General features: G+C 66.4%; 16 protein-coding genes. 4 read left to right on the top strand and 12 right to left on the bottom strand.

Annotated elements, in window-relative coordinates; translation table 11 throughout:
- Window positions 1–28: 28 nt before the first annotated feature.
- The 3 genes from NO366_RS11670 to NO366_RS11660 all read left to right on the top strand — a co-directional run bounded on the left by NO366_RS11670 (window position 29) and on the right by NO366_RS11660 (window position 2,526).
- On the top strand, window positions 29–511 hold the full coding sequence (locus tag NO366_RS11670) for an acyl-CoA thioesterase (protein ID WP_256530964.1): 483 nt from the start codon (window positions 29–31) through the stop codon (window positions 509–511).
- Window positions 512–651: 140 nt separating this feature from the next.
- Window positions 652–1,632: an AIR synthase family protein gene (locus tag NO366_RS11665; protein WP_256530963.1), complete on the top strand. Its 981-nt coding sequence runs from the start codon at window positions 652–654 to the stop codon at window positions 1,630–1,632.
- 270 nt (window positions 1,633–1,902) lie between these two features.
- Window positions 1,903–2,526, top strand: coding sequence for a type IV pilin domain-containing protein (locus NO366_RS11660; protein ID WP_256530962.1), 624 nt, complete (start codon window positions 1,903–1,905; stop codon window positions 2,524–2,526).
- Between the two features lie 131 nt (window positions 2,527–2,657).
- Here NO366_RS11660 and NO366_RS11655 read toward each other — a convergent pair whose 3' ends face one another.
- The 12 genes from NO366_RS11655 to NO366_RS11600 form a co-directional block, all read right to left on the bottom strand.
- On the bottom strand, window positions 2,658–5,489 hold the full coding sequence (locus NO366_RS11655; protein ID WP_256530961.1) for an AAA domain-containing protein: 2,832 nt from the start codon (window positions 5,487–5,489) through the stop codon (window positions 2,658–2,660).
- 80 nt (window positions 5,490–5,569) lie between these two features.
- Window positions 5,570–6,901, bottom strand: coding sequence for a CARDB domain-containing protein (locus NO366_RS11650; RefSeq protein WP_256530960.1), 1,332 nt, complete (start codon window positions 6,899–6,901; stop codon window positions 5,570–5,572).
- Complete coding sequence (locus NO366_RS11645) at window positions 6,898–7,542, bottom strand: tail fiber domain-containing protein (protein ID WP_256530959.1); 645 nt, start codon at window positions 7,540–7,542, stop codon at window positions 6,898–6,900. Before NO366_RS11645 ends, NO366_RS11650 begins: the two co-directional genes overlap by 4 nt.
- A gap of 232 nt (window positions 7,543–7,774) precedes the next feature.
- Window positions 7,775–9,076, bottom strand: coding sequence for an RNA-guided endonuclease InsQ/TnpB family protein (locus NO366_RS11640; protein ID WP_256530958.1), 1,302 nt, complete (start codon window positions 9,074–9,076; stop codon window positions 7,775–7,777).
- Between the two features lies 1 nt (window position 9,077).
- Window positions 9,078–9,482, bottom strand: coding sequence for an IS200/IS605-like element ISHmu6 family transposase (gene tnpA, locus NO366_RS11635; RefSeq protein ID WP_256530957.1), 405 nt, complete (start codon window positions 9,480–9,482; stop codon window positions 9,078–9,080).
- A gap of 168 nt (window positions 9,483–9,650) precedes the next feature.
- The gene (locus tag NO366_RS11630; RefSeq protein ID WP_256530956.1) at window positions 9,651–10,277 is read right to left on the bottom strand and encodes a hypothetical protein; all 627 of its coding nucleotides are present in this window, start codon (window positions 10,275–10,277) and stop codon (window positions 9,651–9,653) included.
- A 33-nt stretch (window positions 10,278–10,310) separates the two neighbouring features.
- On the bottom strand, window positions 10,311–10,724 hold the full coding sequence (locus tag NO366_RS11625) for a hypothetical protein (RefSeq protein WP_256530955.1): 414 nt from the start codon (window positions 10,722–10,724) through the stop codon (window positions 10,311–10,313).
- A gap of 237 nt (window positions 10,725–10,961) precedes the next feature.
- On the bottom strand, window positions 10,962–11,285 hold the full coding sequence (locus tag NO366_RS11620) for a transcription factor S (RefSeq protein WP_256530954.1): 324 nt from the start codon (window positions 11,283–11,285) through the stop codon (window positions 10,962–10,964).
- Window positions 11,286–11,417: 132 nt separating this feature from the next.
- Window positions 11,418–12,008, bottom strand: a complete 591-nt coding sequence (locus tag NO366_RS11615) for a DUF8135 domain-containing protein (protein WP_256530953.1) — start codon at window positions 12,006–12,008, stop codon at window positions 11,418–11,420.
- Window positions 12,005–12,868, bottom strand: coding sequence for a ribbon-helix-helix protein, CopG family (locus NO366_RS11610; RefSeq protein ID WP_256530952.1), 864 nt, complete (start codon window positions 12,866–12,868; stop codon window positions 12,005–12,007). Before NO366_RS11610 ends, NO366_RS11615 begins: the two co-directional genes overlap by 4 nt.
- A 124-nt stretch (window positions 12,869–12,992) precedes the next feature.
- Entirely contained in the window at window positions 12,993–13,829 is an 837-nt protein-coding gene (locus NO366_RS11605) for an RAD55 family ATPase (RefSeq protein WP_256530951.1), read from the bottom strand.
- 140 nt (window positions 13,830–13,969) lie between these two features.
- A complete protein-coding gene (locus tag NO366_RS11600; RefSeq protein WP_256530950.1) occupies window positions 13,970–14,986 on the bottom strand; it encodes a beta-ribofuranosylaminobenzene 5'-phosphate synthase family protein in 1,017 nt (338 codons plus the stop codon).
- Between the two features lie 178 nt (window positions 14,987–15,164).
- On the opposite strand from NO366_RS11600, the gene NO366_RS11595 reads away from it, so the two are divergent.
- Window positions 15,165–15,920 (top strand): hypothetical protein, encoded by a 756-nt coding sequence (locus NO366_RS11595; protein WP_256530949.1) that lies wholly within the window; start codon window positions 15,165–15,167, stop codon window positions 15,918–15,920.
- Window positions 15,921–16,001: the final 81 nt, after the last annotated feature.

Here is a 16,001-nt window from a genome sequence, read left to right as displayed (position 1 = left end):
CTTTGCGCGCGGTCACCGCAGGGGTCGTATGAGCGATAGTGACGAAGATCCACCCGCCGCGACGACGGATGGTGGAGCCTACGACGGGAGCGACGACGCGTTTCGACGGGTCTGGACCAATCGCGTCCGCATGGCAGAGACCGATCGACAGGCGATCGTCTACTACGGCGAGTACGTCACGTACCAGGACGAGGCCGTGTCCGCCTACCGGCGAGAACTCGGTTTCGACGCCGAGTACGTCCGAGGGACCGACTGGAGTACGCGAATGGTCGCGACGGAGATGGAGTACCACGAATCCGCTCGGTACGAGGACGTCCTGGTCAACGAGGTCCGCGTCGCCCGCATCGGCGAGACGAGCGTGACCTACGAGTACCGGGTCAGGCGCGAGGACGACGACCGACTTCTGGCGAAGGGGTCGGTCACGCAGGTCATCGTCGACGAGGAAACGGCCGAACCGACGCCCGTACCGGACGCGTTTCGTGACGCCGTCGCCGACCGACAGTCACCCTGAATCGGATCGATCGACCAGCAACCGCTCCGACCAGAATCCACCGACCAGCAGTCGTCCTGCACCGGATCCACCGACCGTTCGCCGTTCGACGACTCGCCGCGAGCGACAGCTACAAACCGCGAGTCCGTTCATTCACGTCCATGCCCGGGAAGGTAGGGTCGGACGATCTAACGAGGCACGTCTTCGAGCGGACCGGCGCGCCGGACGACCGCGTCAGGCAGGGGCCAGGTCTCGGCGAAGACGCCGCGGCGATCGACGTTCCCGCGGGGACGCTCGTCGTGAGTTCCGATCCGATCTCGCTGGCAGCGAGCGAGATCGGTCGGCTCGGCGTCGCCGTCGCCTGTAACGACGTCGCCGCGTCCGGAGCGGAGCCGGCGTGGCTCACGGTCGTGTGCTTGCTTCCGAGTGACGCTCCCGACACGCTGGACGTGATCACCGCCGACCTCGACGCGGCCGCCGCCGACATCGGTGCCGCGATCGTCGGCGGCCACTCCGAGTACGTCGACGCGCTCACCCGTCCCATCCTCTCACTCACGGCCCTGGGCTTCGCCGATCCGTTCGTCCCGACCGGTGGCGCCCGTCCGGGCGACCGGGTCGTCCTCGCTGGACCCGCCGGTCTCGAGGGAACGGCGATCCTGGCAGCCGACTTCGGCGAGTCGCTCGACGTCTCGGCGGAGACGATCGATACGGCGAATACGTTCTTCTCGGAGATTTCGGTTCTCCCGGCCGCACGCGTCCTGCGCGAGCGGGCGACGGCCATGCACGATCCGACCGAGGGTGGCGTCCTCGCCGGTCTCGTCGAGCTGGCCGCCGCCTCCGACGTCGAACTCTCGATCGAGCGTGAGTCGATTCCCATCCGACCGGAGACAGGACGCCTCTGTGCGGCGGCCGGCGTCGATCCACTGCGCATCTTCGGCTCCGGTGCGCTGGTGGCCACCGTCCCGGGAGACGCCGTCGACGAGGTCGTGGCCTCGCTCGCGGAGACGGGAATCGACGCGGCCGACATCGGACGCGTCACGACGGGCGAACGGACCGGGAGCGTCACGCTCGACGGCGACACGTACGAGGAGCCCATCGAAGACGGCCTCTATCCCCTGTGGGAGGCGTTGGACGACGCGTGACCGACCCGTGCGGATGCCGACGTGGGTGACAGACCAACGAAATCGAGTGCCGACTCAGCGTTCGATACGGAACGAACGTACTTGAGACCGGTCTCCGAAGGAACAGCCGAACCACAGCGTCCACACTGCGACCCCGTCGTCGAGGGCAGAGAGCCGACGACAGTGAGATCGAGCCCCGATGGGCGCGCGACCTCGACCTGCGCACGTCACGGCGAATACGTGCGATTCGGAGTCGGTCGGCGACGAACGCGAAAACCAGACCCCCACAGGATGATACCGACCGGACATCGCGGAGTTCCAGGCGGCCGTCGCTCCGATAGAGCCATCTCGCCCGCGCTCGGGTTCGCCGTCGCGCTGCTCGTCACCGTCGTGCTGGCGGTCGCCGTCGGCGTGCTCGTCGGTGCGATCGCCGAAGATCCGGAGCCGGATGCCGATTTCGAGTGGACCCAGAACGGGCAGGGAGCGGATCTGGAAGTGACGCTCGAACACGCTGGCGGCGACTCGATTCCGGGCGACCGACTCACACTCGACGCCTCCGGCATTCGCGGACTCTCTGGTAACACCTCGCTCGAAGACTGGGGAACGGTCAGGAACGGCAGTACGCTCACCGTCGGCTTCGTCGCGGACGCCGACGTCGAGGCACGACAGCCCTATCGCAGCGATACTGATCTCGAGGGGCGGACGATCAACGGCACGGACACCGAGACCGGCGTCGACGTCATCGCCATTGCTGTCGAAGGACGACCGCTTCAGAACGGGACGGTACTCGTCAGTTCGATGACCGAGAGCGAAGACGACGTCGGCGATACGCCACCTGCCGACCTGCGTACGCTCCGTCTCGTCTGGACCGGATCCTGGGGAGAGACGGAACTCGACGAATACGTGATCGAGTGAGGGATTCACCGCCGTAGCAGACCGGCCGCGTCGACGGAGTGGCCGTCTGCTCATCGGCGCGGACGCGTGTGCGGACAGACACCTGCGTGCGTGCTCACCAACACCTGCGTGCGTGCTCACCGGCGGCCACGTCACCGACGCGCCCAGGAAAGCATACGCGCGTAGACCGGATCCGTCCCGAGGGCCTCCGCATCGCCCACCAGTACGAGTGCCCGCTTCGGACGGGTGAGCGCGACGTTGATCCGCCGGTAGTCTTCGAAGATCGGGCCGTCGAGCTCGCCGCTCGCGACGAACGAGACGACGATCACCTCCTGACTCGACCCCTGGAAGCGATCGACGGTGTCGACGGCGACGGCGTCGGGGACGTGGCGCTCGATCTCGGAGACCTGCGCGCGGAACGGGGCGATGACGCCGATCTCGGACGGGGCGAGTCCCGCATCGGCGTAGGTATCGATCAGATCGGCGATCCTCGACGCCTCCACGGCGTCTGTGTAGCGCTCGTCGTCGCCGGGGACGTCGACGAACGTGACCTGGTCCGCGAGTTCGGACGGGAGCGATTCCAGAGAGACGTCGTCTAGGTCGTCGAGCGTGCGACCGGCCACGTCGGGCGTCGCCGGCCGGAGCCGGCCGTCGTAGAACTCGGTCGACGGAAACGCCTGAATGCGCTGGTTCATCCGGTACTGGCGATCGAGCATGACGCCAGCATCGGGGTAAGCCTCGACGAGGCGCTCGAACAGCGACTCGGCGAGTTCGTTCTCCGCCTGCACCACCGGCGGAAGCTGGTGGTGGTCGCCGACGAGGACGAACCGTTCGGCCAGGTTGATCGCCGCGTACGTCCCCGGCTCCGTGAGCTGGGCGGCCTCGTCGACCAGCGCGACGTCGAACGATCCCTCTTTCATGACCCGGGAGCCGCAGGTCGCCGTCGTCGCGGCCACGATCCGGGCGCTCTGGAGCTCGGCGACCCGCGCGTCCGGATCGCCCTCCCGTTCGAGACGGAGGTGGCCCATGTCTTCGCGAACGCCGCTCTCGGTGCCGACGCGGACGACGTCCTCGGGCTCGATCCCGGTCTCCAGCACCGCTTCGAGCGCGTTGTCGACCGCCCGGTTGGTGAAGGCCGACAGCAGCACGCGCTCGCCGCGCTCGACCATGGCGCGGATGGCGCGAGCGATGGTGTAAGTCTTGCCGGTTCCCGGCGGGCCGTGAATCAACGCGCAATCGCGCGCGCCGACCGCCTTGCGGACGGCCACGTCCTGGGCGTCGTTGTTGTCGACGAACGTCTCGTCGATCGCGTCGAATTCCGGCGCTGCGCGCTCGAACAGGACGTCTTTTCGCCGCTCCGTACCCTTGAGGAGAGCGTCGTGCAACGCCGTCAGGAGCCGATCGGTCGTCAGCTCGCTCGGGTAGACGTCGAGGCGCTCGACCTCGACGGGCTCGTCCGCCGTCAGGACGATCTCCGCGTCCAGCGGCCCATCGTCTGCCTCCGCCGCGGGCGGCGCCACGCCGTCCAGTCGTTCGATCCGGGCCAGCTCGGCGTCGCCGACGACCGGTTCGCCGTCGCTGGCCAGTACCAGATCGCCCTCCCGCAGCTTCGAGGTGGCCGCCGACCGCCGGCGGGCGCGCAGCTCCCAGCGGCCGCCCGACAGCTCGCGCGCCTCGATAAACTCGAGGTCGACGATCGCCCGGTCGTCGTCCGCTCGTTCCTCGGCGCTCTGCTCCCAGAGCTTCGCGTACTCGCGGTGGACCTCGCGCCGCTCCTCCTCGATCGCCCGGTAGAAGCGATCGAAGTGCTCACGCTCTTCCACCGGGATCGCACCCCCGATCTGGCCGGCCTTCGACTCCTGGTCGAGGCGGCCGGAGACGACCATGCAGGTGTCCCGTTCGAAGCAGTACTCGCACTTCGCGTTTCCTTCCTTGCCCGTCGGAACGCCGCCCGAGGCCTCCATCGCGGCGATCTCGTTACGCAGTCGGAGGACGTACTCCAGCAATCCCTGGCCCATCGAGAAGTCCTTCGCCGGGGTCAGATCGCCCGTCTCCTCGTTCCGATCGAGCGCCGAGTTCTTCGTGTACAGCAGCGTCCCGGTGTCGATCGAGCCGCCGTGTTCCTCGAGGACGAGCGCGTACAGCGCCGCCTGCACCTTGTCCTTGAACCGCGGTTCCTTCTTCAGGTTCTTGCCCGTCTTGAGTTCGACCGGCGCGCCGCGACGGATCGCGTCGGCCCGCCCCTTCAGACCGAAGGTCTCACTGATGAGCAGCTGCTCCGAGCGCCACTCGTCGTCCTCGCTCAGCCGGCCCTGTTCGAGCCAGCCTTCGATCGCGGCCGCGTTCTGTCGGACGTCCTCGGCCGTCGATTCGGCCGACTCCCCCAGGAGGCCGAGTTCCAGGGCTCGCTCTTCGACACGTTCCTCGATCGACGCCTCCAGGTCCCGGCCGCGGAGGAGGTCGCCGAAGACCTCGTGGACCAGCGTCCCCTTCACGACGGGGTAGTTGAGTGGGACGCCGGAGAGCTTGTTGAGATAGTACAGTCGTGGACACTCCACCCAGTTGCGGACGTCGGTCACGTCGACGAGGTACGCGGGTTCGACCACGACGTAGGACGCCGGCGTCGTCGCGTACCCCGTCTCGCCGCGGTATTCGTCGCGTTCGGCCTCGGTCACGACGAGTTCCATGCCGGGTTCGAGCACCTCGGCCGACTCGGTCCACTTGCCCCAGAGGGTGACCGTGGTCGGCGTGGCGCCGGCCGAATCGGACCGGCCAGCGTCGGTCGCCGAGTCATCGGTCGAACTCGTCACCCCGCTGTCGGTCGCTGAGTCGCCTGCCGAATCCAGAACACCGCTGTCGGTCGCGGAATCGCTGACCCCCTCCTCACGCAGCCGGAGCGCCACCTCGGCGAGATCCCGTTCGCCCGCACTCGTCGAGACCGTCCGCGTCGTCACCTCGCCGACGACCGTTCCACGTACCTTCACGCGAGTGAAGTACGCCGGAATCAGAAAAACGCTGTCGGTCCCGGTTCCGATTTCCGACGGGGGTCCGAACTCGGACGGGATCACCGATTCAACACGCCGGCGAATCTCTCGGGATCGTACCAGTAGAGACTACCGATACCGACGGCGAGGAGGACGCCGAGAACCGATGCGACGATCACGAGCGGCGGACCGCCGGCTCCCTCGTCGGAGTGGGCCACCGTCACCGAACCGACGTCTACCCCGTCGACGGACACGGTCTTCGAGCCCGTCGAATCGAACCGGTGTTCGAAGGTAACGGTCCTCGACTCGTCCGGAGAGAGGGACACCGACGCCGAATCGACTTCGTCCCCGTCGACCGAGAGAACGAGGGTCCGATCGACACCCGTTTCTCCGGCAGCGACGGTGACCGTGATCCGAACCGTCTCACCCGGATCGACGTCCGATGGCTCGATCGATGCGTCCGGTATCGAGAGTGCAGACTCGTCCGTGACGGTGACCGATCCGGCCGGCTCGCCGTCGACGGCGAGTTCGTAGGTGCCGGGTTCGTCGAACGTCGTCGTGAGGGTGAGCGTGCCCGCGCCGTTCGACTCGACGGCGATCGACCCCGAATCGACCCGTTCGCCGTCGGCGGTGAGCGTCCCGGTGAAGGTGCCATCGCTCTCGCCGACGTTCTCGACCTCGATGGTCACGGCAACCTGCTCACCGACGCCGACGTCGCCGTGGTCGAGTGTCAACGCGGTGACGTCGAACGGCGGGGACCCGTCGTCGTCCGGGGGCGGAGGCGGCAGGAATCCGCCGCCACCACCGGAATTCTCCTGCAAATCAACGGTGTTCGTCCCGCCCGGCAACGCCAGGGGCAGTGTCCCGTTCTCCGTGACGGTTCCGGAGGCGAGCGTCGACCCGTTCTCGGCCACGGCGTCGACGTCGGCCCCGGACTCGAGACCGGTCTCGAGGAGCGTCAGGTTCCACGAAGCGGCCGCGTCGTACGCGATATCCCCACTCCCGCTCCCGTACGTCACCGCAGAGAGCGACAGCGCGGGGACGGTTCCGTCGACGCTCACGTTCGCCTCGTCGTCCGGGGCGATCAGAACCGACCCGTTCGTCGCGTCGATATCGAACAGGCACGTGGTTGGACCTGTTCCGTTCTCGACACCGAGAACCGTCGAGGCGTTCGACGAGAAGGTCACGTTCCGAAATCGGATGGTCTCCGGGCCCAGGAACGGACCGTCCTCCGGCATCGGCTGGGTGTCGTTGTACGCGACGGTGAACCCGGAGTCCGCGACGAACATCGCACCGCCACCCGATCCAGCGCAGGCCGGGTCGGGCTCCGCCGCGACCGCTCCCGTCCCAAGAGCGGCCAGCGCGATCACCGCGACGAGGACCAGGGAAGCACAGGCGAGACGAGCCGTCACCGCACCTCACCGCCGGCGGATTCGGAACCCGCGACCGTCTTCGACACACCCGCAGCCGCGCCGTCGTCTCCCTCGGTTCCCGGGTCGTCGACTTCATCGATGCCCGAATCAGTGTCACCCCCGTCGATGCCCGAATCAGCGTCACCCCCGTCAGCCGCCAGCCGTCTTGCTTCCAGCGCGTCCAGGCGCTCCCGTAGTGCCTCGTTCTCGGCTTCGAGCTCGTCGAGTCGACCTCGCTGGTCGTCGAGACGCTCCTCGCGTTCGTCGAGGCGCTCCGCGAGGCCCTTGATCGCGGCGAGCGCGACGCCGTCGGCGTTGATCGAGTTGATGTGTCGATCGCTGTCCCCCACGTCGAACGCCTCGTGGAAGTCCTCGGCCATCGGGCCGATGTGTGTCGTACCGGCGCCGTCCCCGTCGTCCCCCGTGTACTCCCAGGTCGCGACCGGCATCGACTCGACCCCCTCGAGAACGGCCGACGGCTCGACCGGTTCCACGTTGGTCTTGGCCGACCGCGTCGACGTGGTCGACCAGCCGGTGCTGCCGCCCGAAATGTAGGTCGTTCCGCCGCCGGTGATGAATCGGACTCCGCCGGTCGCTTTGACGTGGAACGTCTCCGCGCCGGTGACGCCCGACCCGTTCATCCCGTCCCCCGACGAAAACGGATCCGATAGGGAGTCACCGTTGCCGTCCGACCAGACGAACGTGTGGTCGTGGTATGCCTGCGCCTGGTGACCAACTGCAACGCTGCTCTCTCCCGTCGCTTCGTTCGAGTAGCCGCCGGGGACGGTCGCATAGGAGCCAGACGCTTCGCCTAACGAACCACCGCCGATTGTTGCGCCGGTACCACTCGCGGTGTTAGTGAACTACCCTACCCTACTCGCTCACGGCTGACACCGGTCGCTCCTTGAGGGTAGCGCGGGACCTTCGGTCCCGCTGACCATGCGAACGGGCGCTTCGCGCCCGTGAGCAGATAGGGCTTCCTGCTTCCACGACGCGCTTTGCAGACACAGGTGTATCCACAGGGAGCGCAGTCTCCACAGGCGTTGATTCGGAGTATCCCACTCCTACGTCTTCGAGGCCGCGAGAAAGGATGTTCCACGCCGCGTTCGCGTCCCTGTCCGCCTCAAACCCGCAGGCGGGACAGGAGTGTTCACGGACCCACAGCGGCTTCTCGGTCGAGACGCCACATGACGCGCACTCCTTGGTCGTCCCTCTCGGGTTGACCGCCACGAAGTGCGTCCCTTCGCGCTCACACTTGTATTCGAGCAACGAGAGGAACGTCCGCCACGCCGCTGATGCGGTGGTACGGCTGTTCGACGGCGATTCCATCATCCCCTTCACGTTCAGGTCTTCGACCGCCACGAGGTCGTACTCCCGAGCGTAGTACGCCGAGAGTTTGTGCAGGAAGTCGCGGCGCTTCCGTCGGAGATCGGCGTGACACTCCGCGACTCGACGCCGTTGCTTCTCGTAGTTGTTCGACCCGTATTGTTTCCTAGAGAGCTTCCGGTGCTCGCGTTCCAAGCGTTCGCGCTCGTCGGTGAGGTCAAGCGACCCGACCGCTGTGCCGTCGGTGTCGTGAGCGTACTTGAGAATCCCTAGGTCGATACCGACGCAATTCTCGGGATTCTCAGGTGGCTCAGGAACTTCACGGTCCATTTGGACGCCGAAGGTGGCGAACCACTCGCCCGTCGGTTCCTTCTTGACCGTGACCTGTTTCACGGTGGCGTCGTCAGGGATGGCGCGGTGGAGCCGAATCGGTATATCCGCGAGTTTCGAGAGTGACAGGACAGTCTGACCGCCCTTCTTGTCGAGCTTGAAGCCAGACTGGCTGTACGTGAAACTGCGAAACTCCCGTGGCGGCTTCCACTTGAGTTGACCGACGCCGTAGCCGTTCTTCTTGAGTGCCGAGAGTCCTTTGAGGTTGTCGAACAGTCGTTCCACGACGGTTTGGAGAACCTTCGAGTACACGGCGGAGAGGCCGTCCCACCACGTCTTGAGGTCGGGTAGTTCCGACCGTAGTGTGGTCATGGACGGTAGTTCACCGTGTTCGTCTTGGTACTCGTTGAGTCGGTAGAGCGTGTGGTTGTAGAGTTGCCTACAGATGTCTCGGTGGCGGTCCAACTCCTCACGGTGGGCGTCGGACGGCGTGAGACGGTACTTGTAGGCGTAGTACATTCTACTCGCGTTGGTCCTCGACGTACTGTTTCAGCACATCAAGCGACACCTGCCCCGTCGAGATGAGGCAGTACGAGTCGTTCCAGAACGAGTCGCCCCACAGTTCGGTCTTGAGTTCGTCCGCGTACTCGTTGCGGATACGGCGGGCGGTCGCGCCCTTGGCCGTGTTGATGAACTTCACGAGGTCTGTGGTTGGTTTCGCTCGGAACAAGATGTATACATGGTCGTCCTCGCCGTCGAGGTTCGTCAGTTCGACACCGTAGTTGTCCGTGAACCCGCTGATGACCTCGTGAATGAATTGGGTTCGCTCCTCGGTTAGCACTCCGCGCCGATACTTCGTGGTGAGTATCAGGTGGTAGTGCAGGGAAAACGTCGAGTGCGCTCCCGAGTCGAGGTCGTATTCCATTGGGTTCAATAAATATTATGTTACTCTATTGCAAAAACATTGCGATTGCGTGGGTCTATTGGATTGCCACCGAATTGTGTTCGAGAACCGTGCGGCACTGTATCCCCTCCCTGCTCGCGCCTCCCGTTCGGTCGGCGCTCGCTGAGGAAGGGGGCTTAGCGCCTCAATTCAGCTAAACCCCCCACTCACGGTTGCATCAGTCGATTCCGCGATATTGGATAATCCGCCAGCGACCGTCGAGGTGACAGCGGTCGCCTCGTTGGAATTGCCGCCCGCGACGGTCGAGTCGCTATCGGTCGCCTTGTTGTCGATCCCCCCGCCGACTGTCGCCCTCTCTCCACTTGCTACGTTGGACGCACCGCCTCCCACGGCCGCAGCCTCGCCGCTCGCCTCGTTCTGATCGCCGCCCGCTACGGTGGCGAGGTCCATACTGGCACCGTTTGAGTCACCGCCCGATACGGTGGCGCCCGTTGCGGTGGCCTCGTTCTTCGCACCGCCGCCGACCGTCGCATCGCGCGAACTCGCCACACCGAAGCGACCACCGCAGACGGTGGTGTACTGATAGGTCGCTTGGTTCTGCGTTCCACCGGCGACCGTCGAATCCGCCCCGCTCGCCACGTTTTCGTTTCCACCGCCGACTGTCGCAGTCGCCCCACTCGCCTCGTTCTGGACGCCGCCCGAGATGGTGGCAGTCGATCCGTCCGCGACGTTCGCTTCACCGCCGGCGACCGTCGATCCGTACGTGGCTGCGGCGTTGTCGAACCCGCCGCCGATGGTACCGAACTCGCCCGACACCCGGTTCGGGAACGCGTCCGTCCCATCGTCGAATCATCCTCCAGCGATGGTGACTCCGCGAACGGATCCCTCCACGCCGTTACTCGAGTGTCCAGAAACGATGTTTCCGGCGTGCCCACTGTTCGCTTCGACGGCGATATCGAGGGTCGATCGTGACATGATGGCCTCGGTGTGAACTGCCCGAAGCGGGTCGCTCTCCGTCCCGACCTGCCCTTGAGCGTCCGCACTCGCCGTCGTCGCACCCAGTCCCAGCAGGCCGGCGAGGCCGAGCGTACCCATCGCGGATCGACGCGTCATCGATCCGGCCGATTCGCCGTCGCCTTCGTCGCATCGCTCGTTCGTCTCCAGTTCCCCCACGCGATCCGCGAGTGCCTCGACCGTTCGTTCGAGCTTCGCGAATCGATCGGCCGCGTTCGGTTCGTCCGCAGTTGCATCTTCTTCGGTCATGCGTTGTAATCGTCCGACAGGTCCGCGATTGGCCGCACCACAGCGACAGTCCGCGACGAATCGAACCACCGGACGGTCCAAATCACCACACCGACTTCTCATCAATCGGGACCCTAGAGACGTAGCGACCGCTGCGGTAGTTTCTCGAAAGACGGTGAAATCGACTCCGGCGACGTCAGCGGTGCTCGATCCGCGCACCACTCGAACGTCGCCGGCCTGGTGGCGTGGCGGTCGCGATCAGTTGTAGCCGCGCCACTTGTGGCCGCACTCGGTACACTTGAAGAATCGCGTTGGCGGCTCGTCCGCACTCGCGGTCTGCTGGATGTAGTACCACGCCTCCTCGGTTCCGCACTCGTCACAGCGGACGTCGGTCGCCTTCGGTTTCCCCTCGAAGTCGGCGTTCGCGTCCGTCTCGATCACGTCGTCGTCCGTCTGGGACTCCGTGGTGACGAACGCGGCTTCCCGGTCTCGATCACGCTCGACGGCCGAACCGCAGGTCGAACAGACCAGTCGGTCCCCGTCGGGCTTCATCATCGACCCGCAGTCGTCGCAAAACTGCATGCACCGAAAAACGGGACGCCGAGTGAAAAGTCCCCCGTCGCCGGCATCCGCTCACACGCAACCGACCGTCACGGACGGGACGCCCCGCTCGCCAGTGACACGCCGCCAGACGAGCGGCCGTGTTCCGGTCGGCTACCCCTCTTCGAGTGCCTCTTCTTCGACGACCACCGGACAGTTCGCGACCCTGAACGTCTCGACATCGACGAGTTCGAGGATCGACGTGCCGTCGTGCTCGCACCCGAGGGTGGGCGGGTCGGTGAAGTGTTCGCACTGGTGACAGTAGCGGTGTTTGTCGATCTCTCGGATCTCCCGGTCGGCGAGGTCAACCGCTGGCCCGGCCTCGTCGTCCGCGAGCCGTTCCCAGAGCCGGTCGCTATCCAGTTCGTTCACTGGCACCGCTTCGAAGAGTTCCTCGAATGCCCGATCGTCGTCAACTGACTCGGTGACACCCGTCGCGATGGTCCCATCGTCGAATTCGAACCCCGGGCCCCCGCCGTTGGACGCCACCGCGCCCGACTGCTCGGGCGAGCGGTCGTCGACCGACGCGTCGTCGCCGGGACCGCCACGCTCACCGGTCGCGGCGCCGGGAGATCGCTCGTCACCGGCGGTGGCACCGGTCGAAACCCCGTCGGCACCCTCCGATCTGCTCGATCGAGGCGCCTCGGCGTCGGACTGATCCCGGTCGACTGCCGCTTCGCTGGACTCCGACTCGTCCTCGGTCATCGGTCGTCACCACCGATCGCCGAGTCGTCGTTCGCCGCGGCTTCGAGTTGCTCTCGATCCGGTCCGTCCGTTCCGGTACGGCCCGGGAGCGGTGGTGGGTCGCCGGTGACAAGCGTATCGGAACCGAAGAACGAAGACGACCCCTCGACGTCCGCGAACGAGGCGCCGCAGTGTGGACAGCGGGGCCGCGCGAGCAGTGCGAGATCGACGCTCGAACCGCACTCGTCGCAGGCCGCCCGCCTCACGTCGAGTCGGTTCGCCGTCGCTCTCAGTTCGTCCACGGCCGCACGGTCACGTTCCCGTTCGAGGAGCGTCTCCCGGTCGTCGCGCAACTCGAGCACTGCGCCCGCGAGTACCGTCGACCGATCGGAGAGCCTGTCGACGTCTCCCGACACGTCGGCGAGGATCGATTCGTGTGCCTCGTATCGGTCGTCGACGCGGTCCGAGAGATCGTCGTGCGCTGAAACGAGCGCGGTGACGTTCGCCTCGAGCGAATCGATCTCGTTCGAGAGGGCGTCGACCCGCTCGAGCGGTGCGTAGTCGTCGTGGGCGTGCGCTGCCGGTGCTCGTTCGTCGACCTCGCGTTTGACCTCGATGACGCGCTCGCGGACGTCTTCGACGTGGTCGATGAACTCCTCGCGCTGTGCGTCGAGTTGCGCTCGAAGTGAATCCAGTTCCTCGGCGTCTGCGACCGCCCTCGCGCCGTCCTCAGCGGCGATCTCGCGGGCCGCTTCCAGGAGTCGCCGACAGACGTCGGCTCGCGACGTCCCCGTCCGTATCGCCTCTTCGTCGAGCCAGTCGTCGACGTCGGGCGGCACGGAGATGGTGAGCGTATCGTCGTCGCGCCCGTCGCTGGCCATATATATCGGGTGGAGGGCCTGACGACTCTTGAACGTTGGTTCGAACTCAGTGTTCGATTCGAACGCGAGACGTCCCCACGCTCCCCCTGCAGCACCAGTCGTCCGGGCGACAGGAGACCAGACGCTACCGGATCTTTCGTACGTTACTGACGTCGAATCCGGCGTCGTCGATCTCCGTTTCGAATTGAACGATGTTCTCGTCTTCGAGCCGCGAGAGGACGCCCCTGAACTCCTCGACGACGAGCGTCCGAGCCCGTTCGGAGCCACCCGTCTCCCACTCGAACAGCAGGGTGCCGTCGGCCGCCTCCTTGAGACGGCCGAGCGTTCGCCGATCGAGCGGTTCGACGTTGACCAGGAGTAATATCAGTCCGCCCCACCGGTACGTGGCGCGCGCCAGCCCTTTGAGGAGAAACGTGAGATCGGCCGGGTCGAACCGACCCGTGGCCGCCGCCAGCAGATCCGTCACCGAGTCGATCACGACCAGGTTTCCAGGCGCGTTGGCCGTCAGGTACTCGGCGACGGCTGCAAGGACGTCACGACGGTCGTTCGACGAACCGAGGGCGGTGATGTCCGGCGTCCGTTCGGCGTACCACTCGGTCGGGACTGGCGAGAGCTGGAAGTACTCCTGGGAGAGGTCCGCAACCGTGATGTCCGTCGCGGCGGCGTCGACGAGGTCGTCCTCCAGGGAAAAGCGCATCTCGTCGACGACGGACGCTGGCTCGTCGGTGAACGTGACGTAGTGGACGGCGTCCGGTAGCGACGCGCCGGCCGCGAGGTCGCCGTAGTAGAGTTCGAACCCCGCCTCGTCCGCCGTGGCGAGTCCGTTCATCGCCGCGCTGGTGTAACAGAACTCCCGGGCGCCGGCACCCGACTCGCCGGCGAGCAATACCACGCTGCCCGCCGGGGCGCCACCCCCGATCATCGCGTCGAGGCGTGAGATGCCGAAGGGGATCCGCTCCATAGCCGGTGATCGAACACGATCGGGTTAGCTGTTGTGGCACGACCCGCCGGTCGCCCGTGTCCGATCCCACCCGATCGTCGACGGTCGGCCGCCAGAGTCGGACGGCCAATCGCGGCGACCCGGTCCGGCGGACGAACCGATCAGTCGCGTCGGTCCTCGACGACGTACCCGTTCGCGGCCGGCGGAGAGACGTACACGGAACCGTCCAGATCGAGCCCGGCGAGGGTGTCACGGGCCGCATCGACGGCTTCGTTCGCGTGCGCAGCGTCAGTCACCCCGTAGACGGCGGGCCCCCACGAGGACTGCCCGATACCGGTCAGGACCGACGCGGACTCGAGGCGATCGACGAGGCGACCGGCCGGCGGACGGAAGACGCCACCCTGCGTGTCGGCGTACCAGGTGCCGTTGAGACGTCCGATCCGTTCGACGGCGTCGCCGAACGCGTCGAGCCGGCCGGCGGCAGCTGCGGGGAGGAGTCGCCTGGTGAGTACCCCGGCGATCTCGTCGGCGGCGCCGGGCGAAGCGTCCTCGACGACGGACCTGATGCTCGAATCTTCCGTCTCGCCGCTTCTCCCCGGTTCGGCGTCGGGTACAACCACGACGAACCGCCAGTCCGAGGGCAGTTCGTGACGCGCGACGACCGGCGGGACCGTCCACTCACCGACCGCGGGCGGCGCCGTGGTGAACCTGGAGGTTGGGTGACCCGCGTCGACGACGAATCCACCGGCCTCGAACGTCGCTACGCCGACGGCGCTCCGACCACCGCGACCCACCGATGGGGCGTGGCTCCTGACTGCCGGCTCCAGGTCGTAGGCCAGCGCGGTCGCGGCGTAGATCGACAGCGCGAGCTGCGTGCCGCTTCCGAGCCCGACGTGGCGTGGCAGCGACGTCTCGACGCGGACGTCGACGCCGGGGACGTCGAGTACGTCGACCGCTCGTTCCGCGTAGCGACGAGTCGATTCGGTCGATTCGATCGCCGTATCGTCCGACTCTGTCGGTCGCTCGTCCGAGACGGTGACGTCGTCGGCCCGCTCAGCGCACACCCGGACCCGAGGTTCGGCGAGGCCGACACCAATTCCACCGTAGAGGCGCTCGTGCGCGAGCGAGAGGTTCTGAAACCCGACGTGTAATCGGGCGCCAGCGCTGACGGTGACCATCGCGATACCGCGGGTTAGCCCGGTCGACTCAAGGGGATTTCGGCACCGTCAACGTCTGCAGCCATCGACGGGACGCGGTTGTCCGTGCGAGCCGACCGGTACCTGCACCTGAAGTGCGAGCCGACCGGTTCCCGCGGCCGAAGGCACACTTATTCCGGTCCGTTCCGAACACGACGACGTGATCGTCGTCGCCACGGAGGACTTCGAACTGTACCACGGGGTCGTCACGGACCTTCGAGAGCGGGACGTGACGTTCACGACCGTCGAGCCCGGCGACGACCTCCCAGACGAAGCGACGGTCGTGATCAGCGACGAGCGGTCCGCTCCGCGTGGCACCGAGGACCTCCGGGTCGTTACCGGCGATCCGACCGAACCACGCCGTGTCGTCGACCGAGCCCTCGCGATCGTCCGCGGATCGACGGGCCGGACGATCGTCGGCGTCGATCCCGGCCGAAAACCGGGGATCGTCGTCCTCGCCGGCGACGCAGTCGTCGCCGCCTTTCAGGTGCCGCTCGCGGACGCCGTCGAGACGATCGACGCGGAACTGGCGGACGCCACCGATCCCATCGTCAGAATAGGCGACGGCGCTCGCTTGCAGGGGAGTACGCTGGTGAACGACCTTTCCGACGACGTTCGGGTCGAACTCGTCGACGAGACCGGGACGACACCGTACCTCGGGACCGGTGCGCGCGGAATGGGCGACGTCATCGCGGCCGTGAACATCGCCCGGATGGCGGGAGAGCCGGTCACGGAACGCGAGATCGAACCGACGGCCGGCGAACTGCAGGCGATCAAGGATCGCTCCCGTGAGTCGGGGGAGACTGACCGGGCGATAGACGATCGGTTCGCACGCAAGGTCGCCGCTGGCGAGTTGACGATCGAGGAAGCACTCGCCGCACACCGCGACGCGAGTCGCGACCGTGACGAGGAGTAGTCGACTCCGCAACACGGGTACTCGAGAGAGAGAGAGAGAGAGAGAGATCGAAGCGGATCCGGTTGGAGCCGGCTGTGACGT

The organism is Halovivax cerinus (assembly GCF_024498195.1).
Lineage (GTDB): Archaea > Halobacteriota > Halobacteria > Halobacteriales > Natrialbaceae > Halovivax > Halovivax cerinus.
This window is presented reverse-complemented; position numbering and strand designations above follow the sequence as displayed.